Here is a 19,088-nt window from a genome sequence, read left to right on the forward strand (position 1 = left end):
ATCGGCCTGACGCAAATCGGGGCAATAAGCCTTGTGAGTGCGAGGGAGGGTCTCATGGAGAACGTACGTCGCTACCGGGCGCTGGCGTCCCTCTGTCGTCAGCAGGCGGCCTACCGGCCGCTACAGAACTGGGAACTCCTCGGCCAGGCCGAACATTTCGAATATCTCGCCGAGGTCGAGCTCAAGGCGCATTTCGACGCGTGTAATGTGCAGCACGACGAGGGCGCCGCTGCGCCCGCGACGTGGGAGACCCCGGTCGCGGCGTGACGGCGCCGGGCCGGCCCGGCTCAATGCGACATCAGCGTCGGGACCGTCATGGCCTGCAGCATGGCGCGGGTGACGCCGCCGAGAACGCGCTCCTGCAACCGCGAATGGCCGTAGCCGCCCATCACCAGGAGATCGAGCCCCTCATCGGCCGCCAGTGACAGGATGGTCGGCTGGATGTCGGCGCGCGTCGCTGACAGGCCGACCGTGCGGGTCGACAGTCCGCGCCGGCCGAGGTGTCTTGCCAGACCGTTCGCTGAAGCTTCGTCGGAGACCGCGGCGGCCTCGTTGATGGTGATGACCACGATCGCATCGGCGCGCGCCAGGAACGGCGCCGCGTCGTGCACGGCGCGAGCCGCGAGGCGGCTGCCGTCCCAGCAGATGCCGATCCGGTTCGCCTTGAAAGGTCCATGGAAGGTGTAGGGCAGGAACAGCACCGGGCTGCCCGCCTGAAACAGGATCTCGCCCGGCACGTCGTTGTCGAACGAGCTTTGCGCCGGATCTGGCTGGAGCACGACGCTGAGGTCGTGCAGTCGCGCCATCTCGCCGAGCGAGCCGGCTGCATCCACCGGGATCGCGCCGAGCGCGCGGCAGCCGTAGGAGATGCCGGCGTTCGCCGCTTCGATGCCAAACACCGCGAGCGCGGCCTCGGCCCGCTCGACTGCGCGCTCGCGCTCCAGTTCGAACACGGCCGCCACCGCGGCGCCGCCCTCCATTACGTAAGCGGCACTGGTTGCGACATAGCCGATCGCAACTGCGTCGAGATGGGCGTTGAACTGCGCCGCGAGCGAAATCGAGCCGTCGATCGCGGAACGCATGGGACGTTCGGTGGGGATGTGAACGAGAATGTCTTTGTACATGGCGCGCCTCCGATGAACATCAGCCGGTGGCCGCAGTTTTTCACCGCCGGAAGGGCCCGCGTTGAGCTGCATCAAATGCGCAGGGGAGGACTTCCGCTGGGGCGCGCGCATTGTTTGCCAAGATTTAATCGGATGGACGGGACGTCGTAAGGTGACGATGGCCATGTTGGAGGCAAGGCGACACCTTATCCAACATGGACATTTCGACATGAACGATCGCGTCAATTCCGACACCACGACGTCCCGCAGGATCTTGAGGCCGCGCCGGCTTGCGCTGCTTGGCACCGTGGCCGCGCTCGGCGTGGCCGTGCTGGCGGCTGCTCCCGGCTCGTCGCCGTTCGGTCCGAGCTCCTTCATTGCCCCGGCCCAGGCCGCCGAATCCGCCGCGACGCCGCCTGGCTTTGGTGACCTCGTCAGCAAGGTCAAACCCGCCGTCATCTCGGTACGGGTCAAGATCGACCAGGACAACGACAAGAGCGCGATGCTGCAGCAGAACCGGATGGATCAGGACGAGGACACCCCGTTCGACCAATTCTCGCGGCAGTTCGGCTTCCGCGGCCCGGGCGGCATGAACGGCATGCCGCGCCAGCGCCATCAGATGATTACGGGCGAAGGCTCCGGCTTCTTCATCTCCGCCGACGGCTATGCCGTGACCAACAACCACGTCGTCGACCATGCCGAGTCGGTGCAGGTGACCATGGATGACGGCACGAGCTACACCGCCAAGGTCGTCGGCACCGATCCGAAGACCGATCTCGCGCTGATCAAGGTCGACGGCAAGAAGGATTTTCCGTTCGTCAAATTCTCCGACCAGAAGCCGCGCATCGGCGACTGGGTGGTCGCGGTCGGCAATCCCTTCGGCCTCGGCGGCACCGTGACTGCCGGCATCGTCTCGGCCAGCGGCCGTGACATCGGCAACGGCCCCTATGACGACTTCATCCAGATCGATGCGCCCATCAACAAGGGCAATTCCGGCGGCCCGGCCTTCGACATGAACGGCAACGTGATCGGCGTGAACACTGCGATCTTCTCGCCCTCCGGCGGTTCGGTCGGCATCGGCTTCGACATTCCGGCCTCGACCGCAAAGCTCGTCGTCGCGCAGCTGAAGGACAAGGGCGCGGTGACCCGTGGCTGGCTCGGCGTGCAAGTGCAGCCGGTTACCGCCGAGATTGCCGACAGCCTCGGCCTGAAGGAGGCGCGCGGTGCGATCGTCGACGATCCCCAGGATGGCAGCCCGGCGGCGAAGGCCGGCATCGAGGCGGGTGACGTCATCACCGCCGTCAACGGCACCGCGATCAAGGATTCCCGCGACCTCGCCCGCACGATCGCGACCCTTGCGCCTGGCAGCTCAGTGAAGCTCGACGTCTTCCACAAAGGCGACAGCAAGACGGTGACGCTCGCGCTCGGCGAACTGCCGAACGAAAGGCAGGCCAAGGCCGATGTTGGCAAGGACCAGCCGGGCCCCGGCACGCCGCGCCTCGGTCTTGCTTTGGCTCCGGCCGGTGACGTCCAGGGCGCTGGCCAGAAGGGCGTTGTCGTCACCGAAGTCGATCCGCAAGGGCCGGCGGCGCAGCGCGGCATCCAGACCGGCGACGTCATCCTCAATGTCGGCGGCAAGGCCGTCGCCAATGTCGGCGACGTCCGCTCCGAGCTGGCGCAGGCCAAATCGTCCGGCAAGCGCAGCGTGCTGTTGCAGGTCAAAGGCGCGCAGGCGACCCGCTTCGTCGCGGTCCCACTCGCCTGAGGCGAACCTCGATCGGCATAGATCAAGAAAGGCGGCCCTCGTGGCCGCCTTTTCCGTTCGCCTTCAGGCTCGCCGGGATGTGATCGATAACATTCTCGTTAACGGCAGCGACGATGACGCGGTTCGTCCGAAAAAGCCGTGTTCGCTCATCAAAGTTCCGAACTGTGCAGGTCGCCGGCGGCAACGATGCCACCGGGACGCAAGCGTGGAACTTCGAACTTGCCGCCGGCTTCTGGAACTGGCCGCTGGTTCGCATTTGATCGGTGCCGACATGGATCGATTGAAGCTCTCGCTGAGGAGGGCGCTGCTCGTGGCGCCATTCGTGCTGTGGGGCGGAGACGCTCTCGGGCGGGACGACGGCCGCTACGCGGATTCACCCCTGAAGCCATGGTTCGACAGTTTGCGCAGCCACCTTGGTCCGTGCTGCTCGGATGCGGATGGCTTTGCCGTCGCCGATCCCGACTGGGAGTCGCATAACGGGCATTATCGCGTGCGTCTCGACGGTGAGTGGATCGAGGTGCCGGACGAAGCCGTCATCACCGAGCCGAACCGGGCCGGCCGCACCATGGTGTGGCCGGTGAAGACCGCGTTCGGGGTTTCGATCCGCTGCTTCATGCCGGGCAGCATGATCTGACGCGGGTCAGCGTCAGCGCTTGCTGGATTTGCGCTTCGACGATTTCCTGCTTGTCTTCTTCGTCGTCCTCTTCTTGGACGTTTTCCTGGAGGTCTTCTTGGCAGCCTTCTTCGGGACCTTCTTGCCCTTCTTGCGTGCCTTCGACAGTCCGATCGCGATCGCCTGCTTGCGACTCTTCACGCGTCCGCCACGGCCTTTGCGACCGCTCTTTGCCGTGCCCTTCTTGTAGCGGCGCATCTCGCTCTCGACATCGCTGCCGGAGCTGCGCGAGTAGCGGCGCTTCTTTGCCTTGCGTGCCATGCATGTTCTCCCTTGGCCGGGGAGAACCATTCGACACGGGCATGGTTCCCGAAGGACGCGGACAGCGTTCCAGGCGCAGCCTAGAAGGAATTCGCCAGCTCGATCTCGGCTTCCAGCACCTGGATGCGACGTGCGGCCTCGCTGAAGGACAGATCGCGCGCATATTGCGCGGGCTGATACGCTTCTTCACTCAGCCGTTTCAGCCTGAGCCCCTGCGTCCGCGTCATCTGCTCGGCAAGGAAAACCCTGGCGTCGTATTTGCCTTGAACCTGCATGTCGCTTCTCCGCTCTGAAATCGTGACTTGACTATATGTTCTTATTTTGTTCTAACAAGCCATGGACAACAGAATTAATGAAATTCGACGTCAAATCAGCGCCTTGAGGGTTGAGATGGCCGGCGTCGAGGCCTCCGTGCGCGATCTCATCAACGGCGACCGCGATTGCGTCCAGCAGGCCTTGGCGCAGATGGATTTGCGCCGGAAGGTCAATTTGCTGATCGGCGAATGGAAGGCTGCCGGCGGCGGCGATGTCCTGCCTGACGTTCGCGACCGGGTGCGCCTTCGTCTCGTGAAGACAGTCGTTAGTCCCGAGCGCGCGAGCACGCGGCGCTGAACCTTTTGGGGGGGCGCCATGGAGGAAGACCCGGACACTTACCGGATCTTGAGGTTGCGCGCCGAGATTCTCGAATTGGGCTCTGCCATCCGGCAATTGCAGCGTGCGGGTCTCGACGATGCTGCGGCCCAACTTCTGATCGGACGCAAGCGGGCGCAGCTCGAACAACTCGTGAAGACGAATGCTGCGAGCCGCGCGCTCAACTCTGAAACGCGTCGCCCGTAATGTGCTGACGCGGGCGCTCGACGGTGTGGCGGCTCGATTGCTGATCGGCATCAAGAAAATAGAAAAAGCCCCGCGTCGCGGCGGGGCTTTTGATGTCGTGTCGGCCTGAGCTCACTTGGTATTGCTCATGCCCTTGCTGCTCTGGTTCGTCATGGTGCCGCCCTGGTCCGAGCCGGGACCGGAGCCGCCTTGGCCGGAAGGATCCGCGCCCTTCGAGGCCTTGGTGTTGGCGCCCGTGGTCTGCGAGGACGACATCGATGATCCGTGTTTCGCCTTGTGCGACTTGGCCTGTGCGGCGAGCGGCGCGGCGGCGAGGCCGGTGGCCAACATTGCGGTGAGAACGAGCTTGGCCGTTGTCATGCGGGGAACTCCCTGAGTTAAATTGACGCAGGCAGCCAACCGCCATTTGCCGAAGGAGTTCCCGACAAACGCATCTGTCGCTCGCACGCGCGCTTCAAGATTGCTTGTCCTCAGCGAGGATGAACACGACGCCGGTGAGTGTCGCGCCGATCGCGAACGTCGTCACCAATGTGAGGGCGAAGACGATTACGGCCTGGCTTCCGCCGTGATCGAGCAGCCTGGCGACGGCGGGATTGGACAGGATCAGCGCGAGACTGAAGGCGAGGCCGAGGGCTGCGCCCATCATCGCATGCGTCATCAGCTTGATGAGGCCGGTGGGAGAGATCAGGTCCGACGACTTTTTTGCGCGCATGGGAACTGCATCCCGAACTGACATGCAAACGCGGACGATATTCACCGGTTCCAAACGCATGAAGGAATTGTCATCACCGGCTTCATCCGACGTTCATGCCGGGCCTGCGAGGATAAGCGTCGGCAAAACGGGAACATTCGATATGGGTAAGGTAGTCTTTCTTTACCGCTCGCTGGCCTATCGCAACGCGGCTGCGGACATGCTGCGCAAGGCCCGCAAACTGCCGCGCGGCGCGGAGCGAAGTGCGGCCCGCCGCTACGCGAGGGCGCTACGCGATCTCGCTCAGACGGAAGCCTGGCTCGAAGGCCGCCTTGCCGAGGAAGCGCGGCCGGCGCGGCAAACCAGGATGGCGGCGTCGGGCTAAAGCATGATCCGGAAAAGTGCGCAGCGGTTTTCCGAAAAGATCATGCTCGAATAACGACCTAAAGCGCGATGACGATTCATCCTGATCGCATCGCGCTTCAGCCCGAGGCGCGTTGCAATTCGGCGGAGCCGGGGGCGTCGAATTTTCCGGGTGCGGTCGTCGCCGTCTTGCGTGTCAGCGGCACCTCGAGGCGGCACAACAGTCCTTCGGCTCGCCAATCGAATTGCGCCTGTCCACCGAGCTGGGACTCGACGCTCGCAAGCAGGCTCCGCGTGCCGAAGCCGCGAGATTTCGGGGTCATGACGAGCGGACCGCCGGACTCTTCCCACCTCAGCGTCAGCAGCTGGTCCTCGACTTGCCAGCCGATCATGAGCCGTCCCGACCTGGTCGAGAGTGCGCCATACTTGGCCGAGTTGGTGAAGAGCTCGTGCAACGCGAGCGCCAGCGTCTGGGCCGTCGCCGGCACCAACTGGACCTCCGGACCCGCCAATACGATCTGGCCGCCGAGCGAATAGGGCGCAAGCTCCTCGTCGATCAGCTTGGAGAGCTCCGCGCCCTGCCAGCTCGACAGCGACAGGATGGTGTGCACGCGCGCCAGCGCGTTGATGCGTCCCTCGACGGCGTTGACATAGGCCTTGACCTCGTCGGCACGGGTGAGACGCACGATGGACTGCGCCAGCGCCAGCGCATTCTTGGCGCGATGATCGACTTCCCGCGCCAGCAGATTCTGCCGTTCCTCGGCTCGCTTGCGTTCGGTGATGTCCACGGTGACACCGCTCACGCGCACGACACGACCGCTGTCGTCGACCGTCGCGGCCGCCGTGCCGACGCACCAGCGCACCTCACCGTCGGGCCGCACAATGCGAAACTCGGTCTCATAGGCCCGCGTGCCCTTGAACTCGGCGATCGCCTTGCGCAACTGATCGACGTCGTCGGGATGCAACAGCGCCTGAACGTTGGCCGGATTGACCTCGAAGCTCTCCGGGCCGACGCCAAAGATGCGATATTGCCCCTCGTCCCACATCCAGTCGCCGCTGATCCAGTCCCAATCCCAGGAGCCCATCTTGCCGGCGGCGATCGCCATGCTGCGCCGCTGCTCGCTTTCGCGCAGCTTCGCGGTGGAGTTCTCCAGTTCCGCGGTGCGCGCGCGGACGCGGTCCTCGAGCTCCTGGTTCAGCCGTTCCAGCTCGCGGGTCTTGCGGTACAGCTCGGCAAACACCTTGATCTTGGCGCGCAGCACCTCCGGCACGACCGGGACCGGCACGTAGTCGACCGCGCCCATCTCGTAGCCGCGCAACCGGTCGATGTCGCTGACCTGGATGGCGGAGATGAAGATCATCGCGGTCTTCTGGAAGCGCGGATGCTCGCGGATCATCGCGGCGAGCTCGAAGCCGTCGAGCTCGGGCATGCAGACGTCGACCAGGATCACCGCGATCTCGGTCTTGAGCAGCACCTCCAGCGCCTCGCGTCCGGACGAAGCGATCACGAGGTTCTCGCCGAGTTCCTTCAGGATCACCTCATAGGCGAGCAGCTTGGCCGGCTGGTCGTCGACAAGCAGGATGTTGACCTTTTCGTGGTCCATTCGCGGGCCCAACTCAGCGGTGCAGCCACATGCGGATCGCAAGCAGCAATTGATCGGTGTTGACGGGTTTGGCGAGGTAATCGGACGCGCCGGCTTCGAGGCATTTTTCCCGGTCACCCTTCATCGCCTTGGCGGTCAGCGCGATGATCGGAAGGCGGGCGAAGGCCGGGTTTTCGCGAATGACGCCGATGGTCTGGTAGCCATCCATCTGCGGCATCATGATGTCCATCAGAACGATGGCGATCTCCGGATTGGATTCGACCAGGGTGACGGCTTCACTGCCGGTCGTGGCAGTCAGCACCTTCATGCCGCGCCGTTCCAGCACGCTCGACAGCGCGAAGATGTTGCGGGCGTCGTCGTCGACGAGAAGCGCGGTCTTGCCGATCAAATCCTCGTCGGAACTGTTCAGCTTCTCCAGCATGCGCTGCTTCTCGACCGGAAGCTCCGTGATCACGCGGTGCAGGAACAGCGCGGTCTCGTCGAGCAGACGCTCGGGCGATTCGACGCCCTTGACCACGATGCTGCGCGCCATGGTGTGGAGTTCCGCATCCTCCTCCGCCGAAAGCTCGCGGCCGGTGAAGACCACCACCGGAACGTTCGACAGCGCCTCGTCGTTGCGGATCTGGTCCAGCACCTCGAAGCCGCTCATGTCGGGCAGCCGGAGGTCGAGCACCACGCAGTCGCAGGGCGCCTCGCGCAGCGTCGAGAGCGCGCCGGCGCCGGTGTCGGTCGTCACGATCTCGATGTCGTCGTGGTGCAGCAGCTCGCGGATCGAAAGCTGCTCGGCCTCGTTGTCCTCGACGATCAGGAGCCGCTTGCGCCTGGGACGCGCATATTCCTTGATCTGCGTCAGCGCGGCCGAGACGCCCTCGGTCGTCGTCGGCTTGTTGACGAAGGAGAACGCGCCACGGGCCAGCGCATGCTGGCGGTCCTCGTCGAGCGTGATGATCTGCACGGGGATGTGGCGCGTCAGAGGATTGTGCTTGAGCTGGCTCAGCACGGTCCAGCCGAGCATGTCAGGCAGGAACACGTCGAGCGAGACTGCTCTCGGCTGGTACTGCTTGGCAAGCTCCAGCGCCTCGGCGCCGCGGCCGGCGACCAGAACCTTGAATCCCTTGTCGCGCGCGAGGTCGACCAGCACACGTGCATAATGCGGGTCGTCCTCGACGATCAGGAGGATGCTGTCGCCAGGCTCGAGGTTGAGCCGGTCGTCGGGAAGCTGCTCGATGACGCGCTGCTGCTCCGGCGCGGCCGGCTGCAGCGCCGGCGGCTGGTTGTATTGCTGCGGCGCGGGTGCGGCGCGCGGCGCGAGCGTCGGGCCGGAATATTTGAGCGGCAGATACAGCGTGAACGACGAGCCCTTGCCTGGCGAGCTGCGCAGATGAATCTCGCCGCCGAGCAGGCTTGCCAGTTCGCGACTGATCGCAAGCCCAAGGCCAGTGCCGCCATATTTCCGGCTGGTGCCGGCGTCGGCCTGCTGGAACGCCTCGAAGATCAGCTTCTGCTTCTCCAGGGGAATGCCGATGCCGGTGTCGGACACTTCGAACGCGATCACCGCCGGCGCGGAGTTCAGTACCGGATGATCCGTTCCCCAGCCGCCGACCGCGGCGGCGACATTGAGGCGCACCTCGCCTTCGGCGGTGAACTTGAAGGCGTTGGAGAGCAGGTTCTTCAGCACCTGTTGCAGGCGCTTGGAGTCGGTGACGATGCTGCGTGGGAGGGCCGGATCGACGTCGATCTTGAATGACAGATTGCGGTTGTCCGCCTCATGCCGGAACGGCCGTCCGACGGTCTCCAGCAGGTTCGCGGTCAGGATTTCCTCGGCGTCGACCGTCACCGTGCCGGATTCGATCTTGGACAGATCCAGAATGTCGCTGATGAGATTAAGCAGGTCGGTGCCGGCGCCGTGGATGGTGCGGGCGAATTCGACCTGCTTGGCCGAGAGGTTGCCGTCCGGATTGTCGGTGAGCTGCTGTCCGAGGATCAGGATCGAGTTCAGCGGCGTGCGCAGCTCGTGGCTCATATTGGCGAGGAATTCGGACTTGTACTTCGAGGTCAGCGCGAGCTCGGTCGCCTTTTCCTCGAGGGCGCGGCGAGCCTGCTCGATCTCCTGGTTCTTGCGCTCGACCTCGACGTTGCGCTCGGCGAGCTGCTGTGCCTTCTGTTCGAGCTGGTCGTTGGTCTGCTGCAATTCGCGCTGCTGGGTCTGGAGTTCGCCGGCAAGCTGCTGCGACTGCTTGAGCAGGCCTTCGGTCTGCATGGTCGCTTCGATCGAATTGAGCACGATGCCGATGGAGTCGGTGAGCTGCTCCAGGAAAGTCATCTGCGAGGTCGTGAAGGAGACGAGCGAGGCGAGCTCGATCACGGCCTTGACCTGGCCCTCGAACAGCACCGGTAGCACGACGAGGTTCTTCGGCGCGACCCGGAACAGCGCCGAGTTGATCGGCACCGCGTCGGACGGAATGTCGGCGACCACGCGCGGCCGCTTGTCGAGCGCGCACTGGCCGATCAAGCCGTCGCCGAACTGCAGCACGCGCTGATACGGGTAGATGCCGTCACTGGCATAGGAGGCCAGCAGCAGGAGCTGCGGATTGTCCTCGCTCTCGACCTGGTAGATCACGCCGGTATGGGCGTTCACCAGCGGCGACAGCTCGGTGAGCAGCAGCCGGCCCACCGTGGTGAGGTCGCGCTGGCCTTGCAGCATGTTGGTGAATTTGGCGAGGTTGGTCTTCAGCCAGTCCTGCTCGGTGTTCACGTCCGTCGTGAGACGGAGGTTCGTGATCATCGTGTTGATGTTGTCTTTCAGCTCGGCGAGCTCGCCGCGGGCGTCGACCTGGATCGACCGCGTCAGATCGCCTTTGGTCACGGCGGTCGCGACTTCCGCGATCGCGCGCACCTGCGAGGTGAGGTTGGCCGCGAGCAGGTTGACGTTACCAGTGAGGTCCTTCCAGGTGCCGGCGGCGCGGGGCACGTCGGCCTGGCCGCCGAGCCGGCCTTCGACGCCGACCTCGCGTGCCACCGACGTCACCTGGTCGGCGAAGGTCGCGAGCGTCTCGGTCATGTTGTTGATGGTATCGGCGAGAGCGGCGACTTCGCCCTTGGATTTCACAGTGAGGTTCTGCTTGAGGTCGCCGTTGGCGACCGCGGTCACAACCTTGACGATGCCGCGGACCTGCTCGGTCAGGTTCGCCGCCATGAAGTTGACGGTGTCGGTGAGATCCTTCCAGGTGCCGGCGACGCCGGGCACCTGGGCCTGGCCGCCGAGCTCGCCCTCGGTGCCGACCTCGCGCGCCACGCGCGTGACTTCGCCGGCGAAGGCGTTGAGCTGGTCCACCATGGTGTTGATGGTGTTCTTCAGCTCGAGGATTTCGCCCTTCACGTCGACGGTGATCTTGCGGGACAAGTCACCGCGCGCGACCGCCGTGGTCACTTCGGCGATGTTGCGGACCTGGGTGGTGAGGTTCGCCGCCAGCAGGTTGACGTTGTCGGTCAGATCCTTCCAGGTGCCGCCGACGCCGGGCACGACGGCCTGACCGCCGAGCCGGCCTTCGGTGCCGACCTCGCGCGCCACGCGCGTCACTTCGGCGGCGAAGGAGCGCAGCTGCTCGACCATGGTGTTCAAGGTGTCCTTGAGCAGCAGGATCTCGCCGCGCACGTCCACCGTGATCTTCTTCGACAGGTCGCCGCCGGCGATGGCGGTCGCGACCTCCGCGATGTTGCGGACCTGGGCCGTGAGGTTCGAGGCCATGAAGTTGACGTTGTCGGTGAGGTCCTTCCAGGTGCCGGCAACGCCGGGCACTTCGGCCTGACCGCCGAGCTTGCCTTCGGTGCCGACCTCGCGCGCCACGCGCGTCACTTCGCCGGCAAAGCCGTTGAGCTGGTCCACCATGGTGTTGATGGTGTTCTTCAGCTCGAGGATTTCGCCCTTCACGTCGACGGTGATCTTGCGCGACAGGTCGCCGCGCGCCACGGCGGTGGTCACTTCGGCGATGTTGCGGACCTGGGCGGTGAGGTTGCCGGCCATTGAGTTCACGGAGTCCGTCAAGTCCTTCCAGGTGCCGGCGACGCCGGGCACGTTGGCCTGTCCGCCGAGGCGGCCTTCGGTGCCGACCTCGCGCGCCACGCGCGTCACCTCGCCCGCGAAGCGGTTGAGCTGGTCGACCATCGTGTTCAGCGTGTCCTTGAGCTGAAGGATCTCGCCGCGCACGTCCACGGTGATCTTGCGCGACAGGTCGCCGCCGGCGATCGCGGTCGCGACCTCGGCGATGTTGCGAACCTGGGCGGTGAGGTTGCCCGCCATCGAGTTCACGGAGTCGGTCAAGTCCTTCCAGGTGCCGGCAACGCCGGGCACGCCGGCCTGGCCGCCGAGCTTGCCGTCGGTGCCGACCTCGCGGGCGACGCGCGTGACTTCGCCGGCGAAGGCGTTGAGCTGGTCGACCATGGTGTTGAGCGTTTCCTTCAGCTGAAGGATTTCGCCCGACACGTTCACCGTGATCTTCTTCGACAGATCGCCCTTGGCGACCGCGGTCGCGACCTCGGCGATGTTGCGGACCTGGCCGGTGAGGTTCGAGGCCATCGAGTTGACGCTGTCGGTGAGGTCCTTCCAGGTGCCGCCGACGCCGCGCACGACGGCCTGGCCGCCGAGCTTGCCTTCGGTGCCGACCTCGCGCGCGACGCGCGTGACCTCGCCGGCGAAGGCGTTGAGCTGGTCCACCATGGTGTTGATGGTGTCCTTCAGCTCCAGGATCTCACCGCGCACGTCCACCGTGATCTTCTTCGACAAATCGCCGCCGGCAACTGCCGTCGTCACTTCCGCGATGTTGCGGACCTGCGCGGTCAGGTTCGAGGCCATCGAATTGACGCTTTCGGTGAGGTCCTTCCAGGTGCCGGCGACGCCGAGCACGTTGGCCTGGCCGCCGAGCCGGCCCTCGGTGCCGACCTCGCGTGCGACGCGCGTCACTTCGCCGGCAAAGGCGTTGAGCTGGTCGACCATGGTGTTGAGCGTCTCCTTCAGCTGAAGGATTTCGCCCGAGACGTTCACCGTGATCTTCTTCGAGAGGTCGCCGCTCGCGATGGCGGTGGCGACGTCGGCGATGTTGCGGACCTGCGCGGTCAGGTTCGAGGCCATGAAGTTGACGTTGTCGGTGAGGTCCTTCCAGGTGCCGGCGACGCCAGGCACCTGCGCCTGGCCGCCGAGCTTGCCTTCGGTGCCGACCTCGCGCGCCACGCGGGTCACTTCCGAGGCGAACGAGTTGAGCTGGTCCACCATGGTGTTGATGGTGTCCTTCAGCTCCAGGATCTCGCCGCGCACGTCCACCGTGATCTTGCGCGAGAGGTCGCCGCGCGCCACGGCGGTGGTGACGTTGGCGATGTTGCGAACCTGCGCGGTCAGGTTGCCGCACATCGCGTTGACGGAGTCGGTCAGGTCCTTCCAGGTGCCGGCGACGCCGGGCACGATCGCCTGGCCGCCGAGCTTGCCGTCGGTGCCGACCTCGCGCGCCACGCGCGTCACTTCGGAGGCGAAGGAGCGGAGCTGGTCCACCATCGTGTTGATGGCTTCCTTGAGCTGGAGGATCTCGCCGCGGACGTCGACCGTGATCTTCTTGGAGAGGTCGCCGTTGGCGACCGCGATCGTCACCTCGGCGATGTTGCGAACCTGGTTGGTCAGGTTGTTCGCCATCGAGTTGACGCTCTCGGTAAGGTCCTTCCAGACGCCGGTCACCTCAGGCACCTGGGCCTGGCCGCCGAGCTTGCCTTCGGTGCCGACCTCGCGCGCCACGCGCGTCACCTCGGAGGTGAACACGCCGAGCTGCTTGATCATGGTGTTGACGATGGTCGCCGACTGCAGGAATTCGCCCCGGAGCGGACGGCCATCGACGTCGAGCTTGACGGTCTGAAGCAGGTCGCCTTGCGCCACCGCGGCGACCGCACGCGTCACCTCGCGGGTCGGCCACAGCAGATCGTCGATCAGCGTGTTGACGGAGCCTTCCATGTCGGCCCAGGAGCCGGAGGCGAGGCCGAATTTCACGCGCTGGCGCGTCTTGCCCTCGCGGCCGACCACCTGGCCGACCAGCTCGAGCTGCTGCGCCATGCGCTGGTTGGCGGCGATGATTTCATTAAAAGTGTCGGCGATCTTGCCGTCGATGCCGAGATAGTCGCCGCTCATCCGGACGGAGAAATCGCCGCTACGCATGGCCTGCAGGGCGAGCAGCAATTCGGCCCGGGAATCCGGATCCGATACACCATTGGGTTTTGGCTTTGGGACGCGACGACCGGACCGTGATGCAGATCCGGGATCGAGGTCGCTCATACTGATTCCCCCGCAGGTGTCGGCCGAATCCACGGCAAGACGCAATTGTCAAAATAGAGCGTCAGCCAAATTCGAAATCAAGCGCCAACGTGTGACGCGAGGTATGGAACCTGTCTTGCTCAGCCCGACGGCATTAACCGCAATCCGCTGAATTGGTTCCATTGGGGTCCAAAAAAGAAACGGCATCGGCGACCCGCCCCATTGTCGGTCCCCGGAAGGCCCCTTCGGAACGGAGCGCCGAGCCTCGCGGTTAGCCCCAAAACAGGGAGAAGGGATATGAAAGCAGGACTTGCTGCGATCGTCGTCATGCTGTTTGCCGGGTCAGCCTTGGCACAGGGCGGGGCGCCCAGCGGCCGGGGGTCGATGACCGGCGATCCCGCCGCGAGCTCCGCCAGCCCGAAGGCGGATTCACCGACCACGGGGGCGGCGACCCGGTCGAACCCGAGCGGAAGCGGCACCTCATCTTCGGGCGGCAAGGATGACAATGGCGATGCGGGTCGGGACAAGATGCCGGAGAGCGATCGCACCGTGCGGCCGCAGAGCCAGCAACATCATCCGAACTCCAAGTAAGAACTCCAAGTAACGAGGCTACTTGTCCGCCATGGTGCGCTCGGCGTTCTTGACCTGCGCGCGCAGCATCGGGAGCTGCTCGCGCGCAAACGTTGCGAGCGCCGCATTGTCGGGCGCCTTCAGGTAGCTTTCGAGCAGCTTGATGGCCGATTCGTATTCCGGAATCTGCGAGGCATAGAAGCTTCGGACGTAAGTCGGTCCGTCCGAGGTTTCGGGCTCGATCAGGCTGGCGCCGACGGACGTCGTCTTGCCGACGCGCGGCTCCGCGCCGATCGCCTCCTGGATCTGCTTCAGCGCCTTGTCGCGCTTGGCAGCTTCCTCGGCACGCAAGGCGGCGAGGTTCTTGACCTCGGCGTTGCCCTTCAGATCGGTGCTCTCAAGGAGGCCCTGCTGGAAGCGGCTGAAATCATAGAGGCCGCTGATGACGTCGGTCGCGCTCGGAGGGCGGTCGCCAGACTTTCGTTCACCGGTGCTGTCGGCAAGCGCGGCGGTGCTGATGAATGCCAGGACGATCGCGACAGGAACTCGCATCGATATCAAACAGCGAATCGCGTGCGAAGTTCCCTGAACATTACGATCCGGAAAGCGGGTTGCGACGCGAGAGTTCCGTCCCCACGTCTTCAACATGAAACAGTCTGACATCTTCAGGGATAATGCCGACAACTGTCTTCAGCTCGCTGAGCGCGCCGAGGGACAACCCGCTCATAAGCGCTTTTCGCGCATGGCGGACGCCTGGACGGCGCTCGCTCACGAGCAGGATTGGCTTGATGGCGAAATTCCTCCCGTCGTGGTCCGTTTCCCTCAAAAGCAGGATGCGTGAGGGCCCTCTCTTCGTGAATCCGCGTGTGAGGCCGCTCACGGAACACAAGTGACCAATCCAGGATGATCAGGGAATAGTCGATCGCGTTGGTTTTCGCTTCCAGAAGGAGGTTTTGTGATGGCTCCACGTCTGGCTCTTCTTTCACTCATTCTCGCCTTTGGTGTCTCGGTTGCGTTCGCGACGGTGACGACGGTGCGCCAGGTTCATCTGGAGAAGGCATCGGCTGCGGTCCACGCGGCGCACAGCTAACGCCGCGCCGGAACATTCGACGCCGCAGTGCGTAACCGCTTCGACACATCAGGAGAGGCGAAGCACATCATGGCCCATTCCGACCACGGCATCGTCAAGGACAAGCGGGCGGAGGAACAGCCGCGCGACAAGCAGCGCGCGCAGTCCGTGCACAAGACGGATCCGCAAAAGACGGGTTCGAAAGGCTCACCGTCGCGGGAGGCGACGCGCGATCCCAAGCTGAACGACAACAGCAAGACCCCGGGCTCAGGCATGACGCCGGACGATTCCGGCGACGCGCCGAGCGGCTAAAGCATGATCCGGAGAAGCGCGCAGCGGTCTTCCGGAAAGGATCATGCCTAAACAACAACCTAAAGCGCGATGACGATTCATCCTCATCGCATCGCGCTTTAGACGCAACGGATTAGCGCGAGGAACGAATCCTCGCGCAAGGCGTCGATAGGTTGCTTCCGGCTGTCATGCCCCCGGTGCGCCGGAAGCAATCTCCAAGGACGGCCCTGGCACCCACGGTGCCGGGGTCGTTCGCTTATGAACGGTTCTTGCGGGTCAGCCCCCTGTGCCGTTCTCGGGATCTTCCTGAGTATGTCCGTCAAGTCCGCGGCCGAACACGCCGAAGCTGCTCGACTTCACACCCGCACCTGCGTCGACGCCGACGGCGGCCAGTCCGAACCTGAGCAGTTCGCGGACCGCTGCCGCACGCGTCGGCATGCGATGTTTGAACCGGAAATCGTCAACGGCGGCCAACTCGTCCGGCGAGAGCATGACCTGAAGGCGCTCGGCGCGAAGGTCGTTCATGGTCGATCACGCAATTGAGTAGATTGAGTAGGTTACTCAACAAACTAACTTGGCGGGAGTTCCACAAGAGTCGAAAAAGACGCCAAATGAGTAAGAAAGTATAGCAAAATCAATAGGTTATTATTGAAACGACTTTGGCGGTGGCGCATTCTCTTGGAAAAGGGAGAGAAGCCATGACGGACGAAGTCAGGTTGCCCCGAAAGCTTTCCGAAGAGCCGGAAGCCCCCAAGCCGGTGCGTCCCAGCCACCAGAAGGTCATCGAACAAGTCGAGCGCTGGGCCAACAGCCCGGGGCTGCAGCCACCGAGGACGGAAGATGCGAAGACGATCTGAGCCACATACATTCGAGCAGCGTCTCGGGGCGCAGAAGCTGCGGCTGGAGCACGAACTGTCGGGCTTGGCGGACGGCCCCCAGCGTGACGTTATTCTGGCGCGCATCGATCAGCTTCAGACGGCCGCCGAAATGTATGGTTTTCTGAAGCTACGGGAAGAGGCCGCGGCCCCTCGCTGATGGCCCCATGCGTTCGGTCTGCGTGGTGCGCGAGGTGATGCGAAGCTTTCGTCGCAGCCACCACGCCGACACCGACACGGCCGCCCATACCAGGATGGCGGCCACGAATGCGCCGATCACGGTTGTCGAAACCACGACATAAAAGACTGCAGCAAATGCCGCCAGGCCGATGCTTCCCAGGCCGGCACCGGCGGCATCGAGCGCCGCGGCCTGCTGCCCGCGTCTGTCTCCGCTGAGGCCGGCCTTTTCCTTGGCGCGGCGCTCATGGCTTTCGATCAGCGTTGCGCTGGCGCAGAAGATGGCGGGGAGCACGAGGAAGAGGCCGCCGACGGAGACGCCGAAACCTGTGGTCACGGCCCCCGCGAGGACGGTCGCCAGTCCGCCGAGCAGAAAGCGGATACCATACTCGTACCACCGCGTCTGTTTGAGCGCCGATGTAGACAGTTTGACCAGCATCAGGCAGCACCTCCGAAACCCGCGAGCAGAGCGAAGGCGACGACGAGCCATGCGGCAAAAGCGAGGGTGGTGGCTGGCAGAGCGGAGAAGTGAAACCTCATCAGGAGATGGCAGACGACGAGGCTGTAGCAGCCGAGTGCGATGGCACCATAGATCATCGTCCAGCTTTCGGCGGCGACATATCGCGGGCCGTGCTGGACGACGGCGATGCTGAGGGTGGCCAGCGCGACCGACGGCGCCGCGCCGAGCAGACCGGCAAAGCTCTTCGGTCGAAGCATGTCGCCCAGGATCGCGAAGGCAGAGACGATCAGGCCGCCGGCGATGAAGCGCAGGAGATATTCGGTCATGACCGGACCCGCGAGGCTTTAGGCCGCCGTTTCGCCAGCGTGAACGGCCTGAACAGTCGCTCTACGGCGACGCCAAGCGTAAAGCCCGCCACCACATCGCTGGCCCAATGCGCCAGCACCACGACGCGCGTCAACGATAGCACCACGGCAAGGGCGCGGACCGCCCGACGCCGGGCAGGCGGCAACAGGCCGGCCGCCGAGGCGAGCGCGCCCATATGCACGGCGTGACCGGAGGGAAATGCGTCGCGGGATCGCCCCGAGAAGGGGACGCCGCGCCAATGACCGGTGACGGTCAGCCGGTCCGGCCTGGTCTGATCGAACACGGACTTCAGAACGTGCGGCAGTATGGCCGTCGCCAGCGAGACCATCAGAACGTGATCTGCAACGGGACGCTGCTGCGGGTGCCGCAGCCGGGTGTAGAGCCATCCCGCAGCGGCCAGCGCGATGAGCACATGCTCGTCGGCCCCCCAGGTCAATATCTGGGTGGTATGCTCAAGCCCCGAGTTGGTGTTGTGTGCGATCTCGTTCGCGATCGCCGTATCGATCCGGGTGGGTTTGACTGTTACGAGCGCCATCGGTGAGCCGGCGATATTTCCTCCATGACAGATTTGTAAAAGCTTGGAGACAAAGATGGTTCCTGAGCTCCAGCGAGCGTCCCAGCTCTGCTAAGGCTGCCCCGATCCACCCGCCGCCCCGTAAACCTGGCCGGTCGCATAGCTGGCGTCGGCGGCGGCAAGCTGCACGTAGATCGAGGCGAGCTCGACCGGCTGGCCGGGGCGGCCGAGCGGCGTCATGCCGCCGAATTTCTCGAGCTTCTCCATCGTTGCGCCGCCGGAGACCTGAAGCGGCGTCCAGATCGGCCCGGGCGCCACGCCGTTGACGCGGATGCCCTTCGACGCCAGCTGCTTGGCCAGTGCCTTCACATAGTTCATCGTCGCTGCCTTGGTCTGCGCATAATCGTAGAGATCGGGCGAGGGATCGTAAGCCTGCTCGGAGGTCGTGCCGATGATGCAGGATCCTGGCTTGAGATGCGGCAGCGCCGCCTTGATGATCCAGAATGGCGCGTAGATGTTGGTCTTCATGGTTGCGTCGAAGTCCTCCGAGGAGACGTCGAGGATGGAGGCGCGCGCCTGCTGCCGGGCGGCATTGTTGACGATGATGTCGAGACCGCCAAGATCTCGCACGGTCTGCTCGACCAGCCTTTTGCAGAACGCTTCCTCCTGGAGATCGCCGGGGATCGCCAGCCCGGTGCGACCTTCCTTCTTGATCAGCGCGATCACCTCCTGCGCATCCGGCTCTTCTGCCGCCAGGTAATTGATGGCGACGTCGGCGCCTTCGCGCGCATAGGCAATGGCGGCGGCGCGGCCCATGCCGGAATCGCCGCCGGTGATCAGCGCCTTGCGGCCGGCGAGCCGACCGGAGCCCTTGTAGCTGGTCTCGCCATGGTCCGGCCGCGGCTCCATCTTGCCGGCGAGGCCCGGCCAGGGCTGCGACTGCTTTTTGAACGGCGGCTTCGGAAAGCGGCCGACGGGATCGATCAGCGGCTGCTCGGCCATGTGCGGATCTCCTTTCGCGGTGGAAGACGCCAGCGTGCCGCGGCGAGCGACATGCTCGCGGCGCGAACGACGTGCCGGCTGGATATTGGGGTCCTGTCCTGCTGGGCCACGATGCTCTCCGCGACGTCCGTGATCGCAATCCACGGGAGACAGGCATCGGTGCCGGGACGCAGAGGAC

At 64.5% G+C, this 19,088-nt stretch carries 24 protein-coding genes; 11 read left to right on the plus strand and 13 right to left on the minus strand.

The features are described from left to right. Positions 1 to 54: 54 nt before the first annotated feature. Positions 55 to 267: a hypothetical protein gene (locus BM190_RS37115; protein ID WP_063203548.1), complete on the plus strand. Its 213-nt coding sequence runs from the start codon at positions 55 to 57 to the stop codon at positions 265 to 267. Positions 268 to 287: 20 nt separating this feature from the next. Here the strand turns inward: BM190_RS37115 and BM190_RS37120 are convergent, their stop codons facing one another. Beyond that, on the minus strand, positions 288 to 1,124 hold the full coding sequence (locus tag BM190_RS37120) for a universal stress protein (RefSeq protein WP_177237513.1): 837 nt from the start codon (positions 1,122 to 1,124) through the stop codon (positions 288 to 290). Between the two features lie 208 nt (positions 1,125 to 1,332). On the opposite strand from BM190_RS37120, the gene BM190_RS37125 reads away from it, so the two are divergent. Both BM190_RS37125 and BM190_RS37130 read left to right on the plus strand, forming a co-directional pair. Beyond that, on the plus strand, positions 1,333 to 2,868 hold the full coding sequence (locus BM190_RS37125; RefSeq protein ID WP_177237514.1) for a Do family serine endopeptidase: 1,536 nt from the start codon (positions 1,333 to 1,335) through the stop codon (positions 2,866 to 2,868). A 271-nt stretch (positions 2,869 to 3,139) separates the two neighbouring features. Further along, positions 3,140 to 3,502, plus strand: coding sequence for a hypothetical protein (locus BM190_RS37130; protein WP_092262621.1), 363 nt, complete (start codon positions 3,140 to 3,142; stop codon positions 3,500 to 3,502). A 12-nt stretch (positions 3,503 to 3,514) separates the two neighbouring features. Here BM190_RS37130 and BM190_RS37135 read toward each other — a convergent pair whose 3' ends face one another. Then, positions 3,515 to 3,802: a DUF6496 domain-containing protein gene (locus BM190_RS37135; protein WP_092262543.1), complete on the minus strand. Its 288-nt coding sequence runs from the start codon at positions 3,800 to 3,802 to the stop codon at positions 3,515 to 3,517. An 80-nt stretch (positions 3,803 to 3,882) separates the two neighbouring features. Then, positions 3,883 to 4,077 (minus strand): DUF3072 domain-containing protein, encoded by a 195-nt coding sequence (locus tag BM190_RS37140; RefSeq protein ID WP_018321749.1) that lies wholly within the window; start codon positions 4,075 to 4,077, stop codon positions 3,883 to 3,885. 115 nt (positions 4,078 to 4,192) lie between these two features. Between BM190_RS37140 and BM190_RS37145 the strand changes: the two genes are divergently transcribed. Then, complete coding sequence (locus BM190_RS37145; protein WP_092262545.1) at positions 4,193 to 4,414, plus strand: hypothetical protein; 222 nt, start codon at positions 4,193 to 4,195, stop codon at positions 4,412 to 4,414. 18 nt (positions 4,415 to 4,432) lie between these two features. Beyond that, on the plus strand, positions 4,433 to 4,639 hold the full coding sequence (locus BM190_RS37150; RefSeq protein ID WP_091964874.1) for a hypothetical protein: 207 nt from the start codon (positions 4,433 to 4,435) through the stop codon (positions 4,637 to 4,639). A 111-nt stretch (positions 4,640 to 4,750) separates the two neighbouring features. Here BM190_RS37150 and BM190_RS37155 read toward each other — a convergent pair whose 3' ends face one another. Further along, positions 4,751 to 4,999 carry a hypothetical protein gene (locus BM190_RS37155; protein ID WP_018321746.1) on the minus strand — a complete coding sequence of 83 codons (249 nt, stop codon included), beginning with the start codon at positions 4,997 to 4,999 and terminating at the stop codon, positions 4,751 to 4,753. Between the two features lie 94 nt (positions 5,000 to 5,093). After that, positions 5,094 to 5,351, minus strand: coding sequence for a hypothetical protein (locus tag BM190_RS37160; RefSeq protein WP_092262548.1), 258 nt, complete (start codon positions 5,349 to 5,351; stop codon positions 5,094 to 5,096). Positions 5,352 to 5,493: 142 nt separating this feature from the next. Here BM190_RS37160 and BM190_RS37165 point away from each other — a divergent pair, with 142 nt between their 5' ends. Next, entirely contained in the window at positions 5,494 to 5,715 is a 222-nt protein-coding gene (locus BM190_RS37165) for a hypothetical protein (protein WP_026202612.1), read from the plus strand. Positions 5,716 to 5,812: 97 nt separating this feature from the next. Here the strand turns inward: BM190_RS37165 and BM190_RS37170 are convergent, their stop codons facing one another. Both BM190_RS37170 and BM190_RS37175 read right to left on the minus strand, forming a co-directional pair. Then, the gene (locus BM190_RS37170; RefSeq protein ID WP_092262551.1) at positions 5,813 to 7,297 is read right to left on the minus strand and encodes an HWE histidine kinase domain-containing protein; all 1,485 of its coding nucleotides are present in this window, start codon (positions 7,295 to 7,297) and stop codon (positions 5,813 to 5,815) included. A 13-nt stretch (positions 7,298 to 7,310) separates the two neighbouring features. Next, positions 7,311 to 13,607 carry a HAMP domain-containing protein gene (locus BM190_RS37175; RefSeq protein WP_018321742.1) on the minus strand — a complete coding sequence of 2,099 codons (6,297 nt, stop codon included), beginning with the start codon at positions 13,605 to 13,607 and terminating at the stop codon, positions 7,311 to 7,313. Between the two features lie 276 nt (positions 13,608 to 13,883). Between BM190_RS37175 and BM190_RS37180 the strand changes: the two genes are divergently transcribed. Beyond that, the gene (locus BM190_RS37180) at positions 13,884 to 14,177 is read left to right on the plus strand and encodes a hypothetical protein (RefSeq protein ID WP_092262554.1); all 294 of its coding nucleotides are present in this window, start codon (positions 13,884 to 13,886) and stop codon (positions 14,175 to 14,177) included. 18 nt (positions 14,178 to 14,195) lie between these two features. Here BM190_RS37180 and BM190_RS37185 read toward each other — a convergent pair whose 3' ends face one another. Then, positions 14,196 to 14,708 (minus strand): DUF4142 domain-containing protein, encoded by a 513-nt coding sequence (locus BM190_RS37185; protein WP_018321740.1) that lies wholly within the window; start codon positions 14,706 to 14,708, stop codon positions 14,196 to 14,198. A gap of 94 nt (positions 14,709 to 14,802) precedes the next feature. On the opposite strand from BM190_RS37185, the gene BM190_RS37190 reads away from it, so the two are divergent. The 3 genes from BM190_RS37190 (at position 14,803) to BM190_RS37195 (ending at position 15,537) form a co-directional block, all read left to right on the plus strand. Further along, the gene (locus BM190_RS37190; protein WP_092262557.1) at positions 14,803 to 14,997 is read left to right on the plus strand and encodes a hypothetical protein; all 195 of its coding nucleotides are present in this window, start codon (positions 14,803 to 14,805) and stop codon (positions 14,995 to 14,997) included. 117 nt (positions 14,998 to 15,114) lie between these two features. Further along, on the plus strand, positions 15,115 to 15,246 hold the full coding sequence (locus BM190_RS41670; protein WP_283806143.1) for a hypothetical protein: 132 nt from the start codon (positions 15,115 to 15,117) through the stop codon (positions 15,244 to 15,246). A gap of 69 nt (positions 15,247 to 15,315) precedes the next feature. After that, positions 15,316 to 15,537 (plus strand): hypothetical protein, encoded by a 222-nt coding sequence (locus tag BM190_RS37195; protein WP_028144043.1) that lies wholly within the window; start codon positions 15,316 to 15,318, stop codon positions 15,535 to 15,537. 255 nt (positions 15,538 to 15,792) lie between these two features. Here the strand turns inward: BM190_RS37195 and BM190_RS37200 are convergent, their stop codons facing one another. Then, positions 15,793 to 16,041, minus strand: coding sequence for a hypothetical protein (locus BM190_RS37200; RefSeq protein WP_092262560.1), 249 nt, complete (start codon positions 16,039 to 16,041; stop codon positions 15,793 to 15,795). 173 nt (positions 16,042 to 16,214) lie between these two features. Here BM190_RS37200 and BM190_RS40850 point away from each other — a divergent pair, with 173 nt between their 5' ends. Continuing rightward, complete coding sequence (locus BM190_RS40850) at positions 16,215 to 16,373, plus strand: hypothetical protein (protein WP_018321736.1); 159 nt, start codon at positions 16,215 to 16,217, stop codon at positions 16,371 to 16,373. A gap of 148 nt (positions 16,374 to 16,521) precedes the next feature. Here the strand turns inward: BM190_RS40850 and BM190_RS37210 are convergent, their stop codons facing one another. The 4 genes from BM190_RS37210 to BM190_RS37225 all read right to left on the minus strand — a co-directional run bounded on the left by BM190_RS37210 (position 16,522) and on the right by BM190_RS37225 (position 18,910). Beyond that, positions 16,522 to 17,007 carry a hypothetical protein gene (locus BM190_RS37210; RefSeq protein WP_092262567.1) on the minus strand — a complete coding sequence of 162 codons (486 nt, stop codon included), beginning with the start codon at positions 17,005 to 17,007 and terminating at the stop codon, positions 16,522 to 16,524. Further along, positions 17,007 to 17,354: a DUF3147 family protein gene (locus BM190_RS37215; protein WP_092262571.1), complete on the minus strand. Its 348-nt coding sequence runs from the start codon at positions 17,352 to 17,354 to the stop codon at positions 17,007 to 17,009. Before BM190_RS37215 ends, BM190_RS37210 begins: the two co-directional genes overlap by 1 nt. Then, entirely contained in the window at positions 17,351 to 17,929 is a 579-nt protein-coding gene (locus tag BM190_RS37220) for a phosphatase PAP2 family protein (protein WP_092262575.1), read from the minus strand. The genes BM190_RS37215 and BM190_RS37220 overlap by 4 nt, the downstream gene beginning before the upstream one ends. A 90-nt stretch (positions 17,930 to 18,019) precedes the next feature. After that, on the minus strand, positions 18,020 to 18,910 hold the full coding sequence (locus tag BM190_RS37225) for an SDR family oxidoreductase (protein ID WP_092262578.1): 891 nt from the start codon (positions 18,908 to 18,910) through the stop codon (positions 18,020 to 18,022). Between the last annotated feature and the right edge of the window lie 178 nt (positions 18,911 to 19,088).

Source organism: Bradyrhizobium sp. Rc3b, assembly GCF_900114915.1.
Lineage (GTDB): Bacteria > Pseudomonadota > Alphaproteobacteria > Rhizobiales > Xanthobacteraceae > Bradyrhizobium.